At 55.0% G+C, this 21,390-nt stretch carries 15 protein-coding genes; 8 read left to right on the top strand and 7 right to left on the bottom strand.

The window, feature by feature from the left end; all coding sequences use genetic code 11:
- Nucleotides 1-151 precede the first annotated feature (151 nt).
- From JIN87_RS25880 to JIN87_RS25855, 6 genes are all read right to left on the bottom strand, one after another.
- Nucleotides 152-2,227 carry an elongation factor G gene (locus tag JIN87_RS25880; RefSeq protein ID WP_200359205.1) on the bottom strand — a complete coding sequence of 692 codons (2,076 nt, stop codon included), beginning with the start codon at nt 2,225-2,227 and terminating at the stop codon, nt 152-154.
- Nucleotides 2,228-2,565: 338 nt separating this feature from the next.
- Nucleotides 2,566-3,120, bottom strand: a complete 555-nt coding sequence (locus tag JIN87_RS25875) for an RsmD family RNA methyltransferase (protein ID WP_200359203.1) — start codon at nt 3,118-3,120, stop codon at nt 2,566-2,568.
- A gap of 53 nt (nt 3,121-3,173) precedes the next feature.
- The gene (locus JIN87_RS25870) at nt 3,174-3,887 is read right to left on the bottom strand and encodes a MotA/TolQ/ExbB proton channel family protein (protein WP_200359201.1); all 714 of its coding nucleotides are present in this window, start codon (nt 3,885-3,887) and stop codon (nt 3,174-3,176) included.
- Nucleotides 3,888-3,922: 35 nt separating this feature from the next.
- Entirely contained in the window at nt 3,923-4,663 is a 741-nt protein-coding gene (locus JIN87_RS25865; protein WP_200359199.1) for a hypothetical protein, read from the bottom strand.
- Nucleotides 4,644-7,436, bottom strand: coding sequence for a tetratricopeptide repeat protein (locus tag JIN87_RS25860; RefSeq protein WP_200359197.1), 2,793 nt, complete (start codon nt 7,434-7,436; stop codon nt 4,644-4,646). The genes JIN87_RS25865 and JIN87_RS25860 overlap by 20 nt, the downstream gene beginning before the upstream one ends.
- Entirely contained in the window at nt 7,402-8,268 is an 867-nt protein-coding gene (locus JIN87_RS25855) for an HDOD domain-containing protein (RefSeq protein WP_200359196.1), read from the bottom strand. The genes JIN87_RS25860 and JIN87_RS25855 overlap by 35 nt, the downstream gene beginning before the upstream one ends.
- 378 nt (nt 8,269-8,646) lie before the next feature.
- Between JIN87_RS25855 and JIN87_RS25850 the strand changes: the two genes are divergently transcribed.
- The 6 genes from JIN87_RS25850 to JIN87_RS25825 all read left to right on the top strand — a co-directional run bounded on the left by JIN87_RS25850 (nt 8,647) and on the right by JIN87_RS25825 (nt 18,670).
- Nucleotides 8,647-10,431 carry an AMP-dependent synthetase/ligase gene (locus tag JIN87_RS25850; RefSeq protein ID WP_200359194.1) on the top strand — a complete coding sequence of 595 codons (1,785 nt, stop codon included), beginning with the start codon at nt 8,647-8,649 and terminating at the stop codon, nt 10,429-10,431.
- A 107-nt stretch (nt 10,432-10,538) separates the two neighbouring features.
- A complete protein-coding gene (locus tag JIN87_RS25845) occupies nt 10,539-11,828 on the top strand; it encodes a thiolase family protein (protein WP_200359192.1) in 1,290 nt (429 codons plus the stop codon).
- Between the two features lies 1 nt (nt 11,829).
- The gene (locus JIN87_RS25840; RefSeq protein WP_200359190.1) at nt 11,830-13,998 is read left to right on the top strand and encodes a 3-hydroxyacyl-CoA dehydrogenase NAD-binding domain-containing protein; all 2,169 of its coding nucleotides are present in this window, start codon (nt 11,830-11,832) and stop codon (nt 13,996-13,998) included.
- Between the two features lie 18 nt (nt 13,999-14,016).
- Nucleotides 14,017-15,951 carry an acyl-CoA dehydrogenase family protein gene (locus tag JIN87_RS25835; protein WP_200359188.1) on the top strand — a complete coding sequence of 645 codons (1,935 nt, stop codon included), beginning with the start codon at nt 14,017-14,019 and terminating at the stop codon, nt 15,949-15,951.
- A 107-nt stretch (nt 15,952-16,058) separates the two neighbouring features.
- Nucleotides 16,059-18,263 carry an alpha/beta fold hydrolase gene (locus JIN87_RS25830; protein WP_325176411.1) on the top strand — a complete coding sequence of 735 codons (2,205 nt, stop codon included), beginning with the start codon at nt 16,059-16,061 and terminating at the stop codon, nt 18,261-18,263.
- Nucleotides 18,264-18,274: 11 nt separating this feature from the next.
- Nucleotides 18,275-18,670 carry an acyl-CoA thioesterase gene (locus JIN87_RS25825; RefSeq protein WP_200359184.1) on the top strand — a complete coding sequence of 132 codons (396 nt, stop codon included), beginning with the start codon at nt 18,275-18,277 and terminating at the stop codon, nt 18,668-18,670.
- Nucleotides 18,671-18,688: 18 nt separating this feature from the next.
- On the opposite strand, the gene JIN87_RS25820 is transcribed toward JIN87_RS25825, so the two are convergent.
- A complete protein-coding gene (locus JIN87_RS25820; protein WP_200359182.1) occupies nt 18,689-19,069 on the bottom strand; it encodes a hypothetical protein in 381 nt (126 codons plus the stop codon).
- Between the two features lie 265 nt (nt 19,070-19,334).
- Between JIN87_RS25820 and JIN87_RS25815 the strand changes: the two genes are divergently transcribed.
- Both JIN87_RS25815 and JIN87_RS25810 read left to right on the top strand, forming a co-directional pair.
- On the top strand, nt 19,335-19,934 hold the full coding sequence (locus JIN87_RS25815; RefSeq protein ID WP_200359180.1) for a carboxymuconolactone decarboxylase family protein: 600 nt from the start codon (nt 19,335-19,337) through the stop codon (nt 19,932-19,934).
- Between the two features lie 215 nt (nt 19,935-20,149).
- Nucleotides 20,150-21,031 carry a ThuA domain-containing protein gene (locus tag JIN87_RS25810; protein WP_200359178.1) on the top strand — a complete coding sequence of 294 codons (882 nt, stop codon included), beginning with the start codon at nt 20,150-20,152 and terminating at the stop codon, nt 21,029-21,031.
- The last annotated feature ends 359 nt before the right edge of the window (nt 21,032-21,390 follow it).

Genomic DNA, 21,390 nt, shown 5'->3' with positions numbered 1-21,390 from the left:
GACGCCGATGTGCAATGCGGCGTGCCGCGGCGGGCCGGCCCTAGCGGATCCTGCGATGGAAATGGCCGCTGGGACAGCGGCCTCTACCTTGGTATGAGAAAGCCCCCTCGGGGTGAGGGGGCGGTTCGTTGGATTGGTTGTTGCGGGGAGTTTAGTGGGCTCCGGCGAGTTCTTCTCGTTTTTGGACTCTGGATTCGAGATGGGAGGGGAGGACTTCGTAGTGGGAGAAACTCTCGCTGTGGATGCCGACGCCGCCGGTGAGCGAACGGAGGGTTGTGGCGTAGCGGTACATTTCCATTTGGGGGACTTCTCCTTTGATGGTGCGGTACTTGGTCTCGCCTTCGATGCCGTGGATGTGGCCGCGGCGGGAGGAGAGGTCGCTCATGACGTCGCCGAGATAGGGCTCGGGAACCTTGACCTCGATGTTGAGGATGGGCTCGAGCATGCAGGGGCGGGCGTTTTTGAAGGCTTCGCGGAAGGCTTCTTTGCCGGCGATCTGGAAGGCGATGTCCTTGGAGTCGACGGGGTGCATCTTGCCGTCGTAGAAGTCGATCTGCACGTCGGTGACGTGGTAGCCGGCGTAGATGCCTTCGATGCAGGCGGTCTTGACGCCTTTTTCGACGGAGGGAACGAAGACGCGGTCGACGTTGGTACCGACGAGGGATTGCTGGAAGTCGATGCCGGTGTCGCGCGCTCCGGGGCGGATGCGCATCCAGACTTCGCCGAATTGGCCGGCGCCGCCGGACTGCTTTTTGTGGCGGTACTTGGACTCGGAGGGGATTTGGATGGTTTCGCGGAAGGGGATGCGGGGCTCGATGATATCGACTTCGGCGTTGAAGCGGCGGGCGAGGCGCGACTTGAGGACTTCGAGGTGGAGTTCTCCTTGCCCGGATACGACCAGCTCGTGGGTCTCGGTGTTGTAGCCGAAGAGGAAGGTGGGGTCTTCTTCGTGCAGGGTGCCGAGGCCGGCGGAGAGCTTGTCTTCGTCGCCTTGGTGGAGGGCGATGAGGGTGCCGTGGATATTGGGGTGTGGATACTGGACGGCGGGCAGGGTGATCTTGCGATCGTGGCTGGTGAGGGTGTTGCCGGTGTGGGTGTCCTTGAGCTTGGCCATGACGCCGATATCGCCGGGGCCGATTTCTGTGATGGGTTCGCGCTCGTGGCCTTGCAGGGTGAAGATCTGGCCGATCTTTTCGTTGGTGCCGTGGAAGGGGTTGTAGAGCTCGTCGTTGGGCTTGATGGATCCTGCGTACATGCGGCAGAAGGAGAGCTCGCCGACGTGTGGCTCGGAGATGGTTTTCCAGATGTAGCAGGCGGGGGAGGAGTCGCCGAGGGCGATGGTGCCTGGGTGTCCGTCTTCGTCGATGGCGTCGACTTCTTTGCGGTCGACGGGGGATGAGCCGTATTTGGAGATGAGGTCCATGAGGCGGGCGACGCCGACGTCGGTGGTGGCGGAGGTGGCGAAGACGGGGATGAAGGTCTCGGACTGGATGGCGGCGTGGACGCCGGAGCGGAGCTGGTCTTCGGTGAGATCGCCTTGCTCGAAGTATTCTTCGAGGAGTTCGTCGGTGGCTTCGGCCACGTGCTCGATGAGTTCGGCGTGGAGTTCGCGGACGCGGTCTTTCCAGGGGCCTTCTGCGGGGGTCTCGGTGAATTTGCCTGAGCCGTCTGTAGCGTAGTCTACTTCTTCGGAGCGCATGACGTCGAGGATGCGTCGGCAGCCGGGTCCCGAGTCGATGGGGAGGGTCATGGGGAAGATCTTGGCGCCGAAATGGTCTTTGAGTTCGGCGAGGACTTTGTCGTAGTCGGCGTTTTCCTTGTCGATGCCGTTTACGACGATGAGCTTGGGGAGTTTGAATTGGGTGGCGTATTCCCAGACTTGGTCGGTGCCGATTTGGGGGCCGTTGACGGCGTCGACGACGATGGTCGCGAAATCGCCTACACGAAGAGCCCCGAGTCCTTCGGAGATGAAATCGAGGTAGCCCGGGGTATCGATGATGTTGTACTTGATGTCTTTCCAAACGCAGTGGAGCAGGGAGGCGTGGACGGATATCTGGCGTTCCTTTTCGGTGGCATGGTAGTCTGATACGGTGTTGCCGTCCTCGACTTTGCCCATGCGTTTGATCACGCCTGCGCAGGCCAACATGGCCTCGGCTAGAGAGGTTTTGCCGGCGCTTTGATGGCCGACGAGAGCGAAGTTGCGGATTCGTTCTGGGGGATAGCTCATGACGTCTTTTTTGTGCTAGGGGTTACTCAACCGGCCGGGGTGGCGTGGCTGAAAACGAGAGGGGATTCTGGAGGCAAAAGACGCGCTGTTTGGGGGCACAGTGCGGTCAGCGGGACCGCTTCGAGAAAAGTGGCGCAAGGGGGCCGAGGGGTCAAACGAAGAGTGCAGGGAAAGTGGGGGATTTTTGGAGGGGATTGGGGGGGGCTGTTGGGTGGAGCTGGATTCGTGTTTCTGTTCTGAGACAAGGTTGTTGCGGCAATGACGGAGCATTGCCCTCCTGTTGTTTTATCCGGCTGAAACCGGTGTGCTACGCCGTTGGGGACAAGGGCCGCTGCTTCCTAGGCTCGGCGGAGGAGGCAGGCGGTGGGTTGGTCGATGCCTTTGCCGAGGCGCTTTTTCAGGGTCCAGCCTTGGGCGGCGGGTTCGAATTGGCCGGGGCATTCGAAGACGACGAGACCGTCGTGGGCGAGGGCTTTGTCGAAAAGGGTGAAGAGCTTGGGGGCGAGCTGCTCGATTTGGTCGTAGGGGGGATCGACGAAGATGAGGTCGTAGGGGGTGTCGCTGGTGGGGGTCCACTTGGTGGCGTCAGCGGTCGCGATCGCTGTATCCAGTTTTTCCTGCATGCTTTTGGCGACGATCTTGACGTTGTCGCTTATCATGGCGGTGGCTCGCTTGTTTAGCTCGACGAAGGTGGCGTGGCTGGAGCCGCGGCTGAGGGCTTCGAGTCCGTAGGACCCTGTACCGGCAAAGAGGTCGAGCACGCGTTGGTTTTCCACCCAGGCGGAAGCGCTGGAGAAGATGCTTTGGCGTAGCTTGTCCATGGCGGGTCGATGGACCGCCTTTTTGTCTACTCGTAGCGTGACGCCGCGTGCTTTGCCTCCTGAAATGCGCATCGGGAGAGAGTGAAAAGTGAAGAGTGAAAAGTGAAGAGTGAAAAAGGGAAGGGTTATGAGGCGGTTTGTTGTTTTGGGAGCTGGTCGAGGAGATGATTGGCGTGGCGGGTGGTTTCGTTGATGGCGGACTGTAGTCGGTTGTTGAAGATGGAGTGGGCGACCATGGCGGGGATGCCGATGCAGAGTCCGGTGGCGGTGGTGATGAGGGCTTCGCCGATGTCTCCCGCGAATAGTTCGGGGCGGCCCATGCCGCCGCTGGCCATGGTTTGGAATCCGCCAATCATGCCGCTGACGGTGCCGAGCAGTCCGATCATGGGGGCGACGTTGGCGACGACGCTGAGGTAGTGGGTCCATTGGGAAATGGCGCTTTGCTCGTCGCTAAGGGCGTTGCCCATTTCGGTCTCGAAGAGTTCTAGGTCTTGCGGGCCGGAATAGGGTGCGAGTTTGGGGAGGGCTCGAGAGAGAGTCCGGGCGAGGATGGTGTCGGAGGCTTGGGCGGTTTGGTGGGCGGTTTCGAGTTCGCAATTCGCGAAGTGGTGGGCGAGCTGTTGGACTTGGGGGGAGGGGGCGAAATTGGTGAGGCTCGTTTCGCGGTAGCAATGGATCGCTATGTAGAGGAAGGCGAGTGAGCAGAGGGCGAGTGGATACATGGCCCAGCCTCCTTGTTGTATCATGGACCAGAGGGAGGTGTCTGCGGGGGCTTGGGCGTGGAGATTTGCAGTGAAGAGGAGGGAGAGAATCGCTAGGAGAGAAGTGCGGAGAAGCATGGTATTGAGGGACAGGCTGTATTGTTAAGAGGAGGTTAGGGATTGATCTTGAGTTGGGTGGGGATGGTTAGGAGGGAGTGTTGATCGAGTGAGAGGTGGGCGTTGGCGTGGGTGTTGTATCCTAGTTTCTGGTACGCTTCGGCTGAGAGTAGATGTAGTTTGGCGAGCGAGCTTTCATTTTCGTGATTGCCATGGGCAATAGGGCTAAGAGAAGTCCAAAGAGCGGCGCGGGGATCTCCGTTTTTAAGGTGATTTTGAGCGAGTACTTCCCAGGGCTGTGGATGCTCGAAAGGGGGAGGTTTTTGCTTGAGCCAGTTTTGCGAATGAATGAGGGCTTCTTCGGTTTGGCCTGAGGCGAGGGCACTCTCGATGATGATGTTTCGATAGGTTGCGTCGAGGGTGTTGTATTCGTTTTTTGGGTGCCAGGTTTTTGCGAGCCTGAGCGCTTGGGTTGATTGGTTTTTGAGGAGTAGGATTGAGAGGTGTTCGAGTAGAATTTTTGAGTCGGATTCTGAAAGAAGCGGGATGAATTTAGCTCGAGTTAGGGCTCGGGATTGAAGAGGGGTCTCATGATCGTCGAATGCGAGGTGGAGGATCTGGTCGGGGTGAATGCGTTGAATGGCTTCGCCTTCTGCTTCTGGAAGCAGGAGGTTGACGTAGCCGCCTTTCATATCTGCCAGCTGGCCGGTGATTGACTCTCCGTTTCTTAGGTCGACTTGGTCAGCCAGGAGAATGGTCGGGCATACAAGAAATAGGCTATGGAGAAGTCTGTGCATGGGATTGAGGTTGAGGAGCTGACATTCGCTGTTGCTTCGCTTTTTGGTACCAATGCAGGTGGCTTAGGTCAGTTTGCTTCAGAAATTCGTCGGCGAGATTTTGCGCGTCATTGTATCTGTTTAGAGAATACAGTATGTCTATGCAGATGGAGTAGGCGTGTGCGACTTGAGCTGGTTCTCCTCGGTAGAGAGTGAATACTCGTTGGTGGTAGGCGTAAGCGGAAAGGGGGTCGTCGGCGCGGCGGGTGATCAGGCCGAGTGTGTTGAGGGCGAGCGCTTTTTGCGAGGGGGTGGCGTGTTGTTCAGATAGTAGTCGTTCACAGGTCTGCTGGGCGCTTTGGTAGTGTTGGAGTTGGAATTCGATTTGGAGTTTTAGCTCGAGGGATTCGGGTGTTTGAGAGGGGAGTTCTTGGAGGGTGGCGAGTGCGAGGCTTGTTTGCTGGTTTTTGTGGAAGTGGCGGGCTAGGTTGAGCTTCGCAGCCGGCGCGTAGGGGGAGTCTGGATGGCGCTCGATGATCTGTTGAAAGTAGGCTGGAGCTTCTTGGGAGTCGATTTCGAGAAGGGCTTTGCCTGCTTCGAGTGAAGCGGAGGGTGCGAGTGTGTCTGGGGCGAAGCTTGAGGCAAGCGAGAGGGCTTTGAGCTTGGCTTGCGGGTGTTTGTTTTCTGATCGGTGTGTCTGGATATCGGATACGAGGTATCTGCTTTCAAGCGTTGGGTTGGAAATGGGGCGTTGGGTTGGACTTTGTTGGATTTGGATAAGCTCGATGATCCCGGTCGAATCTGGATCTGTTCCGAATCTCGATATTGCTTGATCGATTTCTTTTTGTGCTGTTTTAGAGTCGAGGCAGCGAATGAGCGAGAAGGTGAATGGTCCTGCGAGTTCAGGTGGAAGGTTATGCTTTTGTTGGAAGTTTCTTAGTTGGGATAGGGCCTCGGTCTTTCGGTCTATTGAGATTAGGAGGGAACTTAGCTGGTCTATTGCGTGGAATGCTAAGTGGACGTCTGTTGTGTCGACGTTTTGGTATGCTGCGATTGCTGCCTTTGTTTGGCCGAGCTCGGTGTTGATGTCGCCGAAGAGGACTTGGGCTTCGGCTTTGCGTGGGTGGATTTTGTATTCGTGGAGCCAAGACGTGCACTGTTCTCGGGCTTTTTCGAGATCGCCGGTCGCGTAAAGGGTTGTGGCTTGGCGGTAGGCGGCTTCGGCGTGCAGGAAGGAGTGTTCAGGTGAGTTGCGGATTTGCTCGAAGAGTTGGTAGGCGGTTTCGAGTTGATTGTCTGTGAAGTGGCATATGCCGAGCCAGAGGAGGGCTTGACCGGCGATGGGGGTTTTAGGAGCCGTTTCGTAGCAATCGGAGAATGCTGACCGAGCCAGATTGAGATTTTGGAGCAGGTAGTGGCAATAGCCGATGTAGTAATGGGCGGAGGCTGTGAAGCTGGTTTCGCTGGTGCTGGCGAGAACGCGTTGCAGCGAGGTGATTGCGGGCTGGTAGCTCTTTTCTTCGATTTGTGAAAGGGCGATCCAAAGAAGCGGTTGGGCGATGTCGGGATCGTTTGGATACTTTTCGATGAACGCGTAGGCCACTTTTGCCGCGGTGCTCCAGTCACGCATTTCTCGATGGGTCGCAATCCGGTCGAGGTGTGCGTCGCGTGCGTGAGGCGAGTCACTGGAGGCGATCCACTCCTGTAAAATAGCCCCTTCGATGGGGCGGTTGATGCGTACGAAACAGCGGGCTTTGCGGAGAGTGATGGTGTCGAAGTATTCTGGTGTGTTGTGGAGGTTTTGCAGTTCGGACTCAAGGCGGGCGAGAGAGGCTTGGAAGTGTTCCTCCCAAACGCCCTGGTTTAGTGTTAGGGTCGGGCTTATGTCTCGATGTAGTTTTTTAAGGCGGTGTATTCGCTTTTCTTGTGCCTCGAGGAGCTTGGATTTGGGGAGGACGAGTTGGTAGGCGCTTAGGGCCGCACCCGGATTGTCCGTTTCTAGGTTGGCGGCTATTTGGGCGGCGAGGAAGGAGAGGCTTGCTGTCTCGGATTCGGAGTGGGATTGCCAGGGTGTGTCGAGTAGGTGGATGCGGCAGCGTTCTAGGTCGCCGTGTTTTTGGGCTGTGGTGATTAGGCGAAGCCTAGCGTGGTTGGCGAGGCGTTGGGAACGAGGATTGGCGAGCAAGTCTTCGAGCAGGGGGATGGCTTCTTCGGGAGGAAGGTGCTGGGCTTCCTGAAGAATTGCTAGGTCGCGGAAGGGGCTATCGCCGGCCGCGGCCCGGAGTTCTATAAACGCATTTTTGGCGCTGTCGGCTTGGCCATTTCGCAGAAGACTGGAGGCGAGGAGGTAGCGGGCGAAGAGGGAGGTGTCGAGATCTTCGGCGTATTCATCCAGGTAGGACTGTAGGGCGTCAATCGCTTGGGTATGGAGGTTTGACTTGTATGAGGCGAATCCGGTGATGGGGAGAATGCGGCGGGGCAAGTCGCTATTCTTCCAGACCGTTTCCTCTTGGTAGTTTTGGTAGATTGAATTGAAGGCGTTTGCGGCGAGCGGGTAGTTTCGCTGTTCGAGGGCGGCGCTTCCGGTTTCGATCAGGTCCGGTAGGGTACGGTATTCGATTTGTTGTGACGTGGCGTGAGCACAGAGCAGGATAGAGCACACGATGACCTGGCCAGCTTTGAGGAAGCTGCGCAGGTTTTTCGGGAACTTAGGGGCGCGGAGGCTAGGGTATAGGAGTTGGTGGGTGCGATGCGGATTCCTACAGCAGCATCGCGAGTTGGTTCTTCCGATCATTTATCTCGAAGCGCGAATCATCGAGGAGTGAAGTGGCATCCAGAGCGTCGAGTCCGAGCTCTTTGAGGGCGCGTTTGACGTGATCGGGCGTCTTGGCGTCGGGATCGTAGCCGCCGAGTTGGCTGGCGAGCCAGATGGCGAGGGAAAGGATGGAGGTGCCGCGGACTTGCGACTGGGCGTGCAGCGGGCTGTTTTGGTTTTTGATGCTTTGCCAGACGGCTCCTTCGAACTGCCAGCGATTGAGAAGCTCGCCCCCTGCTCGGTAATGGCTCATGCCGAGCAGTTCGACTTCGGTTTTCTGCAGGCTGCGTTCTCCGCAGAGTTCGGTGATATCGAAGACGCGCTCGAGGCGTTCGTGATAGACGTTTATGGCGAGCTTTCCGATCTGGTGCAGAAGGCCGGCGATGTAGGGGGCGTTTGAATCGAAACCGCAGCGTTTGGCTATGGTTTCGGAAACGATAGCGACGTCTAGGGAGTGGTCCGAGAACTCGGAGGCGGTTTCGCCGTAGACAGGGAGGGCTTGGAAGAAGCTTTCTTGTTCCACCACGAGCTTGAGGATGTTGCGGAGCTCGTTGAAGCCGATACGGCTGATGGCGGTGCCGATTTCGTTGACTTTCATCGAGCCGGCAAAGGCGGCGCTGTTGGTGACGCGCAGGACCTGGGCGGAGAGACCGGGATCGGTGCGAACGAGGGAGGAGATGAAGTCGAGCGAGGCGTCCTCGTTGCGGAGGAGCTGGTCGAGTCGAGCGAAGATACGCGGCGAGACGGGCAGCGTGGAGGCGTACTCGAAAAGGAGCTCTAGGTTTATTCGTTCTACTGGTTTGCCGGACATGTGTGACGAGGCAGCTGGTGGCGTTGTGATTTGGAGGAAAAAGCCCCTTTGAGCGATGGGCGAGTAAAATCGGCGCCGTAAATAGGGCGCGCCCTGGGGCCTGGGGGTGGGTTGAGCTGTTCCGTTGGGGAGGGGGAATGTTGAAGAGCTGTCCTGTGGGCCTGGGGTATTAGATTAGTAGATACGGTAATTTTTGGGAAAAACGCGAAATTGGGGTCGGTGTTAAAACCTAATCTAAAGTTGGAGGGTTCGATCAAAAAGACGTCCTAAAGGATACTCCTCATTTTGATCGATCGAGTGGAAAAATCGCCGGAATTGTATAAGGTGAAACAATAGGCAAGTTAATTTGTCTTATGCAGAACAGCTAGGTTAAAAACCATGCGAAATACGACCGAAACAGTACCCCACTCGGTCGAACTTACACTAAGATCTAACGGTGCCGCGAGCGTCGTCAGCGAAAGGCGTGACGGACACTGGGAAAGCGTGAGCTCGGACGAGTTTCTCGACGAAGTGCAACACTTCGCCTCAGGCCTCTTGCAACTTGGTATTCAGAAGGGCGATACCTTCGGAATCATGGCTGCTTCATCGCCGCGTTGGCTGATTGCCGACTTGGGGGCGATGGCGGCGGGTTGTTCGACGGTCCCGATGTTTGTGAACATTGCGGACGAAAATTTGCGCTACCAGCTAGTGGACAGCGATCTGAAGTACATATTCGTGGAGGGCGAGGAGGCCTTGGAGCGGATACGTCCTTTTGCGAGTCGGTTCAAGTTGGTGGTTCATGCGAAAGCAGGCTCCGGGAATGATGAAAGCGTAATCGGCTTCGCTGATGTAATAGAGAGAGGTAAGGCTGCTGCCAAAAAGGATCCTCAGCTCCTGGGATGCATGTTGGAGGCCTTGGATCCAAACGCGGTGGCGACCATAATCTATACCAGTGGCAGCACTGGTTCGCCCAAGGGGGTCGAGCTTTCGCATGCGAATCTGCTCTCGCAGATCGAGGCGTCCGGAGAGCGTTTTCCGCTCGAAGGCGAGGAGGATGTCGCGTTGAGCTGCTTGCCGCTGGCCCACGTGTTTGAGCGGATGGTGGTGTACTACTATTTATGTTCGGGAACGCCGATCTCGTTTGTGGATGATATCCAGAACGTGGGTACGTGTTTGAAGGAGGTGAAGCCTACTACGATCACGATGGTCCCTCGGTTGCTGGAGAAGGTTTACGGCAGGCTTCGTGAGGGGGCGGAGCAGAAGCTTTTGTTGAAGCGGCTGATTGCTCGATGGGCGATCCGCCGAGCGTTCCAGGAGAGTACGTCTCGGGAGAAGGGTTGGAAGGATCGGTTTGCGGACAAGCTTGTTTACTCGAAGTTTCGCGAGGGTCTCGGAGGGAACTTTCGGCGGATAATTGCGGGCGGGGCGGCGTTGTCGCCTAAGTTGCACCGTTTCTTTTTGAACATCGGCTTGCCTGTGTACCAAGGTTATGGCCTTACGGAGGCGGCTCCTGTGCTCACTACGAATTTTCCGGGACACAACAAGATCGGGACGGTGGGGCAAGCCTTTCCAGGCGTGGACCTCCGGGTGAGTCCTGAGGGGGAGATTTTGGCTCGTGGCGAAAATGTGATGCTTGGCTATCACCACGCTCGAGCGGCGACCCGAGGTGTGATCGACGAGCGTGGTTGGCTCCATACGGGAGATTTGGGACATTTTGATCGAGACGGTTACTTGGTGATCGATGGGCGGGCGAAGGAGATGTTGAAAACGTCGAATGGGAAGTACGTTTCGCCGATCCCGATCGAGCAAGGTTTGTGCGAATCTAGCTTGATCGACATGGCGATGGTGGTTGCGGAGGGGAAGCCTTTCGTTAGCGCCTTGCTCTTTGTTGATCCGGTCGCCTTGGAATCTCTTCGTGGTCATAGGGATCATGGGAAATCTGCGGAAGACCTGATGAGCTCTCGCCGTTTTCTCAATCGTGTCGAAGCTCGTGTGAATAAGGTGAACGCTGGCCTGAACGAGTGGGAGCAGGTGCGAGCTTATCGATGTGTGTGCGGAGTTCCGAGTATCGATAAGGAGGAGCTGACGCCGACGATGAAGCTGAAACGGGGTGTCGTGGAAGAGCACTTCCACAAGGAGATAAATGCCGTCTATTCGGGGCATGAAAATATCATGAGCGATTAGGAGAATGACCAATCAGTCCTATTTCTTCGGGGGCTCGCCCTCTCGAAAGCGACTGATCGATCACTCTCTTTAGCTCGTGTGTAGTTTAACTTAGAATACGGAGTGATATGAGAGAACGTATTGCGATAATTGATGGTGTACGTGCGCCTTTTGGGAAAGCCGGTGGCGTGCTTGGTTCGTTTGGGGCGGATGATCTTGGCGCGATCGTGGTCAAGGAGTTGATGGCTAAGACGGAGCTTCGTGGAGAGGATGTGGACGAGCTGATTTTTGGGAATGTGGCGCAGCCGGTGGATGCTCCTAACGTGGGACGTGTGATTGCGTTGAAAGCGGGACTGCCTGAAGGCATGCCTTCGTACACGGTCCAGCGAAACTGCGCTTCTGGAATGGAATCGATTACCACTGCGGCGAACAAGATTCAGGCTGGAGAGATTGACTTGGCTATTTGTGGAGGGACGGAGTCGATGAGTAACATCCCGTTTCTGTATCGTCAGGAAATGGTCGGGATATTTGCGGCCTTGTTTCGTGCGAAGTCTGTCATGCAAAAGTTTAAGGCGTTGCTGCGTTTTCGCTTTCGCTTCCTGGCGCCCGTTATCGGCGTGCAGAAAGGGCTTACGGATCCGGTTTGCGAGATGAATATGGGGATGACTGCGGAGTTGTTGGCTCGAGATTTCCATATCACTCGTGAAGAGCAGGATGCCTTTGCGTTGGAGAGTCACCGCAAGGCATGTGAGGCGATGGAAGGCGGATTGCTGGATCAGGAGACGATTCCGTTGCCGGTGATGCCGAAGTATCAAGAGATACATTACAAAGATGATGGTCCCCGTATGGATCAGAGTATGGATCGCTTGGCCAAGCTGCGTCCTTATTTTGATCGTCATACGGGAACCGTCACGGTCGGCAATGCCTGTCCGATCACGGATGGGGCGGTCGCGGTGGTGGTGGCGAGTGAGAGCCGAGCCAAGGAGCTCGGCTACGAGCCGCTTGGTTTTTTGAGGGAGTATTGCTATGCGGGCCTTGATGGAAAGCGGATGGGGCTGGGGCCGAGCTACGCGACGGCGGGTTTGTTGGACAAGTCCGGATTGCGTCTGAGGGACTTTGATCTGGTGGAGCTAAATGAGGCGTTTGCTGCCCAGGTGATCGCGAATGAGCGGGCCTTTGCTTCGGATCGTTTTGCTCAGGAACATCTCGGACGCTCGAAGGCCTTGGGAGAGCTGGAGCGAGATCGTTTGAATGTGAATGGCGGTTCGATTGCTCTCGGGCATCCTGTGGGCGCGACCGGGACTCGACTGGTGTTGACTCTTCTTAAGGAGTTGAGAAGGCGAGGCGAGAACAAGGGATTGGCGACTCTGTGTATCGGAGGCGGCCAAGGCGCGGCATTGGCATTGGAGGTAGCGTGATATGAAGAACAAAGCGTTTCAACTGGTCGTGAATACGGAGGGCGTGGCTCGTTTGCTCTTTGATTTGCCGAATGAGAAAGTGAATACGTTTTCCAGCTCCGAAATGAAGGAGCTAAAGGAGGCTCTCTTGGAGCTTTCGAAACGGGATGATGTCCGCTTGATGCTTTTGATGAGCGCCAAGCCGGGGATCTTTATTGCGGGAGCGAACATCGGAGAGCTCGCCTCGATCGAGAGTGTGGAGGTAGCTGAGGAAAAATCGAGGTATGGGCAGAGTGTCTTCCAGGGTCTTGAGGATTTGCCTTTCCCGACTGTTGCGGTGATTGATGGGGCTTGTGTGGGAGGTGGACTGGAGTGTGCCCTCGCTTGTACGTATCGGTTGGTGAGCGACAGTCCGAAGACGAAGCTTGGACTGCCAGAGGTGTCACTCGGAATCATTCCAGGGTGGGGTGGAACGCAGCGTTTGCCTCGGTTGCTTGGGTTGCCTGGCGCGTTGAAGCTGATTCTTTCGGGGCGGCCTGTTGATGGGAGAAAGGCTGTTCGGATGGGGCTTGCGGATAAACTGGTGGCTCACGAGTTTTTGGACGAAGGCGTTCGTGGTTTTATAAACTCCGTTTTGTCGGAGTCTGGCATTGCTAGGAGGCGGTCGCGACATGCCGCTCGTGATTGGTTCCTGAACCGGACACCAATCGGGAGGACTCTCGTTTTTCGGAATGCTAAGCAGCAGCTGAAGAGGCGTACGAAAGGGAAGTATCCTGCTCCAGAAGTGGCTTTGCAGGTGGTGCATGATTCTTTTCGCGGTGATTGGTCGAAGGGAATGGCCTTGGAAGCTCGACGGTTCTCCAAGCTCTGTATCACTCATGTAAGCAAGAATCTAGTACAGCTGTTTTATACGAACGAGTCTTTGAAGAAGGATGCTGGAATCGGAGACACTTTGCATCCAAAACCTGTCGAGACGGCGGCGGTGATTGGAGCCGGAGTCATGGGTGGGGGGATTTCCTGGTTGCTCAGTTCGAAAGGGATCCCTGTCCGTATGAAAGACGTGAAGTGGGAAGCGATCGCTACCGGAATGGCTGCGGCGAGCGACTACTTCGGGCAGCTAGTAAAGCGTCGCAAGATGAAGAAGGGAGCGGCTAAGTTGGCGATGCATCGAATATCTGGGACTACAGACTACACGGGTTTTCGCAATGTGGATCTTGTGATCGAGGCGGTTGTGGAGGATCTCGAAGTCAAGCAATCTGTTCTCGTTGACGTTGAAAAGCGAATACGGGAAGATGCGGTGATCGCGACGAATACCTCCTCTTTGTCCATGGTGGACCTCGGTAAAGGGCTTGTGCACCCGGAGCGGTTCGTGGGGATGCATTTCTTCAACCCGGTGAACCGAATGCCGTTGGTGGAGGTTATCGCTGGGCCAAAGACGTCGCAGGAAGCGATTGCCAAAGTGATCGACTTGACCCGCAAACTCGGGAAGACGCCGATCGTAGTGAACAATTGTTCGGGATTTCTGGTGAACCGGATTCTGATCCCTTACTTGAACGAGTCCGCTTACATGCTTCAGGAAGGGACTTCGATGGAGCGTATCGACAAGGCGCTGGAGGACTTCGGGTTGCCGATGGGGCCATTTGCTCTGGCGGACGAGGTAGGTATCGATGTTGGGCTGAAGGTGGCACGGATTTTGGAGAGTTCGTATGGCGAACGCATGCAGGTTGCGGACATCATGAAGGACGCGTTTGAGGAATATCATCTCCTAGGTAAGAAGAGCGGCAAAGGATTCTACATCCACGAAGGAAAGAAGATGAGGCCGAACGAGAAGGATTTAGCACCGCTTGCTAAGGCTTATCAGGCTCGATTGAAGAGCGAAGTCCATAGTTTGGATACGGATGAAATCGTCGATCGAGCTCTGCTGCCGATGGTGAACGAGGCGGCACGTTGTTTGGAGGAGGATATCGTGCGCACGCCAGAGTATCTCGACATGGCGATGATCATGGGGACTGGATTTCCGCCGTTTCGCGGAGGTCCGCTCAGGTACGCTGACGAGCGTGGGCTGAGCGATGTTTGTCGTTCTCTGGAGCGATTGGAGAAGAAGTACGGAGAGCGTTATCATCCGTCTGATTTGCTCTTGGAAATGGAAAAGACAGGGCGGCGTTTCTATGCCAAGCCCGCAAAGGTGTGAAGATTGAAAGGTTGAAGAATGAAGGATTCAGAAATTGTGGATAATGTGGGCAGGCGTGAGATCGGTGAGGACTTGATTGATACCTCGCGAATGAACAAGGAGCAGCGCGAAGCCCTCGAAGTTGCGGAGGCTGCACGGGAGGCGTCGAGTGTTAAGGCGAGCTTTGGTAGCCAGTTGTTCATGGGGTGTTTCGAACCTGAGCATCTAACGCCGTTTCCGTTTCAGAGTCCTGAAGAGGAAGCTATCGGGGAAGATCTGGTGGATCGTTTGTCCGACTACCTGAAGGAGCATCTGGATCCTGAGAAGGTAGACGAGACGCGTACCATCCCTAGTGAGGTTGTCGAAGAGCTTGTTCGCCAAGGTGTATTCGCAATGAAGATACCGAAGGAGTATGACGGGCTTGGGCTTTCGCAAGTGAACTACAATCGCGTAATGATGATGCTCGCGTCGCACTGCGGTAGCACGGCAGTGCTTGTTTCAGCGCACCAATCGATTGGAGTGCCGCAGCCGTTGAAATTGTTTGGAACCGAGCAGCAAAAGCGGAAGTACCTGCCGCGGTTTCGCAAAGGAGCGATTTCTGCTTTTGCACTGACTGAGCCTGATGTGGGATCTGATCCTGCTCAAATGTCGACGATCGCCGAGCCGAGCGAGGATGGCGGGCATTATATTCTGAACGGGGAGAAGCTCTGGTGTACCAACGGAACGATCGCGGATATCATTGTGGTGATGGCTCAAACACCTGCGAAGGTGATTCGCGGAAGAGAGCGAAAGCAGATCACCGCCTTCATCGTAGAGGCGGATTGGGAAGGAGTGGAGGTTGCTCACCGTTGTGATTTTATGGGGATTCGCGGTATCCAGAATGGGCTGCTCCGCTTCAAGAATGTAAAGGTCCCGAAGGAGAATATTCTGTTTGGGGAGGGGAAGGGGCTTAAGCTCGCTCTTGTCACTTTAAACACTGGAAGACTGACGTTGCCAGCTGCCTGTACGGGGATGGCTAAGCAGTGTTTGTCGATCGCTCGCCGCTGGGGTAAGCACCGTAAGCAGTGGGGAGCAGCTGTAGGAATGCACGAGGCCGGGCGGACGAAAATAGCTTCTATCGCGGCGAACACTTTCGCGATGGAGGCGATCACTCTTCTCACTTCGCATTGGGCTGACCAAGGCGATAAAGACATCCGGATAGAGGCCGCTATGGCCAAGCTGTTCTGCAGCGAAATGGCGTGGCAAGTCGTCGACGAAACCATGCAACTGCGGGGAGGCCGGGGTTACGAGAAGGCCTCCTCGCTACGGGCTCGCGGCGAGCCGGCGTTTCCGGTTGAGCGAATGATGAGGGAATGTCGGATTAATCGTATCATTGAAGGGACTACAGAGGTGATGAAGCTCTTCCTTGCCCGCGAGGCTATGGATCCGCACTTGCGCATTGCGGCTGGTATGCTGAAGCGAAAGGCTCCTACTTCGGAAAAACTGCGTGCTGGGGTGAACATGGCAGCGTACTATGGAGGGTGGTATCCTCGCCAGTGGGTTAATGCGAGCGCCTGGCATGCTCATGAGGAAGCGGGCGGGTTGGGTACTGAATTTAGATTTATCGAGTCTGCTTCGCATCGATTGGCCCGAACCATATTTCATTACATGGGGATCTATCAGGATCGGTTGGAAAAGCGTCAGAACATTTTGGGACACTTGATGGAGATCGGTACGGAGCTCTTTGCGATCGCGGCTACATGTAGTTATGCGAATGGGCTGGTGCAGCGGAATCCTGACGATCGGTCGCCGCTCGACTTGGCTAAGCTGTTTTCCGAGCAGTCTAAACTGCGGATTGGCGATCACTATCGTTCGCTCAAACTCAACGCGGATCGTGAAGCAAATGCGATGGCCAAGCGAGTGCTTGCGGACGAATTCAAGTGGCTTGAGGCAGGTATTCTCGAGTCCGAGCCTAATGCGTATCCAGAAGATTGAACTCTAACTTCCAGTCAGGAGAGGGGCAAGCCAGCCAATCCCGCGCGAAAAGAGTCCGTAACGAGGGTGGGGGGAGCAAAGGGTTTCCGTTTCGAAAGCCCCGAGACGTGGGTGTGCGTTCACGTATGACCTGGAGCGCTACGGGCACGGTGATGAACTTCCTGGAGAATACGCTAGGGATTCGGCTTCGGGTGGATGGTCTTGATCACCTTTGCGAGAATCCGACCCTGTTTGTGGTTAATCACTTCACGAGAGCGGAAACGTTTATCGTGCCTTACCTTTTGCACAAGCACCGTGGCGAGAGCGCTCGCACGCTCGCGCATCACAGTTTGTTTGTCGGCATGCTGGGTCGCTACATTTCGCGTTTGGGAGCTGTATCCATTCGGGAAGAAGAGCGAGACACCATGATTGTTGGCGATCTGATGACGGGGCGGAAAAACTGGGTGATCTATCCGGAAGGAACGATGGTGAAGAACAAAAAGTTTCTAGATAACGGAAGCTTCTCGATTCAGACCCCCGAATACCAGGGGCCTCCTCGTACGGGTGCAGCTGTGCTTGCGTTGCAGGCGGAGACGCACCGATTGCGATACCTGGAAGCTCTGGAGCATGGAGACCTTCAAACGATGCTTCAGTACGAGGAAGCGTTTGCGTTTCGCGGGCCGGAGGATGTCACTCGTCGTGATCTTGTGGTGATACCCGTCAATATCACCTATTTCCCCATTCGGCCGGAGGAGAATGTCGTTTCACGGTTTGCTCAGTCTCTCTTTTCGGAGTTGCCCGAACGCTTGGAGGAGGAACTCAAGGTTGAAGGGCGTATCCTTTTGGGGAATACGGATATGAATGTCTATTTCGGGGAGCCGATATCTCTGGCGGAATACTTGCAGCCTCACGGATTGCTCCCGAGGCTGTTTGCCAAAGTGAGGGGGGAGGAAGTCTTTCTAGATAAAACCCTGAAGTCGCAAAAACAGAGACTGACGAGGGCGTTTATGGGAAACATCTACCAGAACGTCGAGGTGAACTTCGACCACCTATTTTGTGCGGGGTTGTTGAGGTCTGAGAGCCTTCGCGTCAACAAGGGACGTTTCCATCGAGCGATTTTGCAGACCCTTTTGGAGTTGGAGCGAAAGGGGCTTTGCCGGATTCATCCGCAGCTTTATGAGGAGTGCGTTCTAGCTGCTTCGGGAGCGGGTAGTTCGACGTTGCAGAGCATTGTGAGAGAGTGTGAGCGTGAGGGAATTTTAAGGCAGGAGGAGGATTTCTATCTTTTGGATCGAGCTCGATTCGAGGAGACTGAGTCGTATCAGGACATTCGGCTGCGTCTTACTGCGAAGGTGATCGCGAACGAGTTCGAGCCACTGGAGCGGTGTACTGCTCTTCTTGAGCGTTGTGTGAACCAGTCCCCCGGCGTGGGACGGTTTCGATTGTCCCGGGAAATAGAGTCCTCGCAGCAGAGACGTTTTGAAGAGATGCGGTCGGAGTATTTCGAGGAAGCGTTTTCGAAGGATGTAGAGGTTGGTGCTCCGTTTGATCTGTGGCCTCGATCGGGGCGTTCGCGAGCGGGTGTGTTGTTAGTACATGGATACATGGCTGCTCCAATGGAAATGCGAAAGGTAGGGGAGTCTCTTGTGGGTGAAGGGTTTCATTGTCATGCGGTCAGGATAGAGGGGCATGGAACGGCTCCTCGCCACCTAGCCGATACGAAGTGGCAGGACTGGATCCTCTCTGTTCACGAGGCGTTCTTGCGGATGAAGTGTTTGCACGAGCGCGTGTATTTAGTTGGGTTTTCGATGGGGGGCTTGTTGGCGTTGTTAAAAGGCTCTCAACTCGGAAGGGATGCTGATGGCGTGGTAGCAATAAATCCCGCTATCCGGTTGATGGATAGCCGTGCTGGCTTGGCTGGGGCTGCGATGCTTTGGAACGGTGTTCTAAAAAACGTGAATATCGAAGCGGGCCGCTTTGATTACGTGGAGAATGAACCTGCGAATCCGGAAATCAACTACAGTCGAAACTACATCGGCGGTGTTCGGCAGTTGGGTCTTTTGATCGGCGCTTGCGAAGAGAAGTTGCCCAAGCTGGAGTGTCCTTTGCTGGTGGTTCAGGCTGATGGGGATCCTGTTGTGGACGCGCGAGGGTTGGACGTGATCCGGGGGAAGGTCGGTTCCGAGAGGGCGAACTTTGTCACGATTGAGGCGAGCTCGCATATGATTGTGACGGACGAGCATTGTGGGGAGCTGTTATGTCATGTTCATCCTTTTTTGAATACGCTCGAGTTACGAGCGATGGGGGTTGAGCGGCTTGAACTTCAGTTGTGAGGAGTAGGTAGATGGATAACTTCAAGCTCGTGCATCCGGGGCATCTCAACCACTACGGTTTCCTCTTTGGTGGGAATATGCTGAAGTGGGTTGACGAGTTCGCTTACATTGCGGCTTGCGCTGACTTCCCTGGCCGAAATTTCGTGACGGTTGCTATGGACCAGCTGCAATTTAGCAAGCCAGTGAGATCGGGAGAGATTTTGCGTTTTCGGAGCCTTTTGTCGGAACGGGGCGAGAGTTCGCTTTGCTATGCGGTGCTCGTCACGAGAGAGGATGGGGATGGTGGACATGAAGAGATTTTCAGCACACGCATCAGCTACGTTTGTATCGACTCGGCGGGGAATAAGCGAGGCTTGAATGAGTTTGCAGGTCCTCGCGTCGCAAAGAGGCTCGAGGCTGGGCTTTGAGGGTGCCGTCGAGCCTGACTAGAGGTCGATACTGAAGTCTACGTTTTCGATGATGGCCTCGACCAGGTTCCCGCCAACGTCTATGAAGTCGACAGCGTCTTCTATTTCAGAGACCCGCTTTTTGCGTCCTCGAATGGCAACTACAAGGAAGTAGATCCCTGGAATGGCGAGCAGCGTGAGTAACCAGGAGAAGCCTTCTGTAGCGAGAGCGTATATCGTAGTTCCCAGAAACGTGGATCCAAGACCTCCAACAAAGATGCGGGACAAGGGGCTGGCAGTGGCTACTTTGAGCTCTCGAAGCGCTTGAAGGTCTATGTTCTCTTCCGAGTTTCGGTTTTTCTTGTTGGCGGCTTTGACTGCGCGCCGGACGAGGAGCTCTTGGTATTTGTTAGAATTCATTGCCTAGCCTATTTGCTGGAATCTTGGGGCTTAGGTCAATTCGTCTTCGATGTATGGAGTTCAAGGGGCCCTTTCTTGGTTATTGCCCCTTCTGATGCTTTCGTTTGTACGGCGCGCTACGCAGGTCTACAGGTTTCACCTGCCGGCGGCGACAGAGATTGGTATGAGCTACAGCGAACCGACGAGTTCTCCCTATTTCCAGCAACGAATGCTTGTTCCGATGTGTCAGTCGTGATCATAATGAAATACACAAAGTGTATGCCCTATGAAACGACCTTTAGTTTACCCGCTCGATAGGAACTCGAACAAGGAGGCCCGTGAAATGGCCGACTTCTATGAAGAGACCCTGGGATTCACGCCCAATAGTCTGTTCACCATGATGCATCGCCCAAGGATCGCGAAGGCATTCTTGGAAATGAATCAGGCCGTAATGGAAAACAAAGGACGGCTCACGAGTTCGTTGAAGAGACAGCTAGCGTATCTCGCGAGTATGACGGCTGGGTGTCGTTATTGTGAAGCTCATGCGGTTCGCGCGGCGGTCCGATATGGATCGGACGAAGACGAGCTGAACCATATTTGGGAATATAAAACGTACCCCGCTTTTTCGGATGCAGAGCGTGCGGTCTTTGACTTTGCGATTGCGGCGGCCTCTGTTCCGAACGCGGTGGACGACGCGCTCTCCGAAAAGCTACGCCAGTATTGGGATGAGGGAGAGATCGTTGAGATCTTAGGGGTCGTTGCTTTGTTCGGTTATCTGAACCGTTGGAACGATAGCATGGGCACACAGCTCGAGGAGCCTGCTGCAGAGGATGGAGATACCTATTTGTCCGCAAAGGGCTGGAGTCGCGGTAAGCACGCTTATTGACGAGATGGCTCGCTGTGGTTGCGATGTTTGAGGAGGCCGATTCGGCTTTCGTTTGTTGGCGAAACTTAGATACTTGCCCTATGTTGTTCCGATTTCTGTTTACCCTGAGAAAAGTCGCCTTTCTCTTGCCGCTGATTCTTGCTTTCTCACTCCATGGTCATGGTGATTCTGTTCATGGAACGAATCGGGAGAACAACATCAAGAACAGGTCCGAAATGAAGACGCTAGCGAGAGATCAGAAGGAGACTTCGAGCGAGCGGATCGATGTGCTCATTGTCGATGGTTTTGGAAATCACGACTGGAGGCTGACGACGGAGTACTTGAAGGCTATTTTGGAGAGTGATGGACGATTTGCGGTGAGCGTGAGCACTTGCCCGAATCGGAATGTAGATAAAGAAGCGTGGGAAAAATGGAACCCCGATTTTGCGTCCTACCCTGTGGTGATCCAAATATGTAATGACATCAATGATACGGAACGTAGTTGGCCGAATCGGGTTGAGGAGGCTTTCGAAGGTTATGTGTCAGCAGGAGGAGGAGTCTATATGCACCACTCCGCTAACAATGCATTTAAAGACTGGGATGCCTATAATCTGATGATTGGGCTTGGTTGGCGTGGCGTCGATTTCGGGGTGTCGTTGATTGTGGATGATAAAGAGAACGTGGTTGTGATTCCCAAGGGAGAAGGAGAGAAGACAAGCCACGGAAAGAGATTTGATGCTCTGGTCACTCGGATGGGAGATCACCCCATTCACGAAGGTTTGCCAAAACAATGGATAGCGGCTGACCTCGAGGTGTATCGCTACGCCCGCGGACCGGCTGAGAATTTGGAGGTGATATCCTATGCTAGGGAACCAAGAACGGGATTAAACACACCCATTGAGTGGGTGGTGAGTTTTGGGAAGGGACGCGTTTACAGTTCGACCTACGGACACGTCTGGAAGGACAGTGACTGGCCTGCCGGAATCAGATGTCGGGCCTTTCAGGTGAACCTTGTGAGAGCCCTTCAGTGGCTGAGTGGGGAAAAGGTTGAAACGTCTGTGCCCGTATCGTTTCCCAATGTTGATAAGGCGTCGCTTTCGAAGCCTCTCAGTCAGTAGCGTCGCTCATTTCGTCGAACCTTGTCGGTTCGAACTCTTCCCATGAGGCGTGGGCATGAAAAAACCGCAACTTTTTGAGTTACGGTTTCTTTTCCATCGTTGAGATGGTCGGGGTGTTCCGAGGAGTGCTTACGACGACATCTAGGGAACGAAGTGACTGTTCAAGGATTGAGTGAGGCTTCGCCTCAGGTTTTTCGAACCCAACGCTTAGCGTTGCTCCTTCTCCGCTGCGCTCCGTCTACCGAGCACCGCAGGTGCGACATGACCACAAGAGCCCAACCTTCTTCGAAGGTTCTAATCCTTTGGTACGGACACAAAAAAGCCGCCTATCGGATTTCTCGAATAAGCGGCTTCTTTAA

This window comes from Pelagicoccus mobilis (genome assembly GCF_016595505.1).
Classification (GTDB): domain Bacteria; phylum Verrucomicrobiota; class Verrucomicrobiia; order Opitutales; family Opitutaceae; genus Pelagicoccus; species Pelagicoccus mobilis.
Note: the sequence above shows the minus strand (reverse complement) of the source record. Positions and strands in the feature narration are given on the sequence as shown.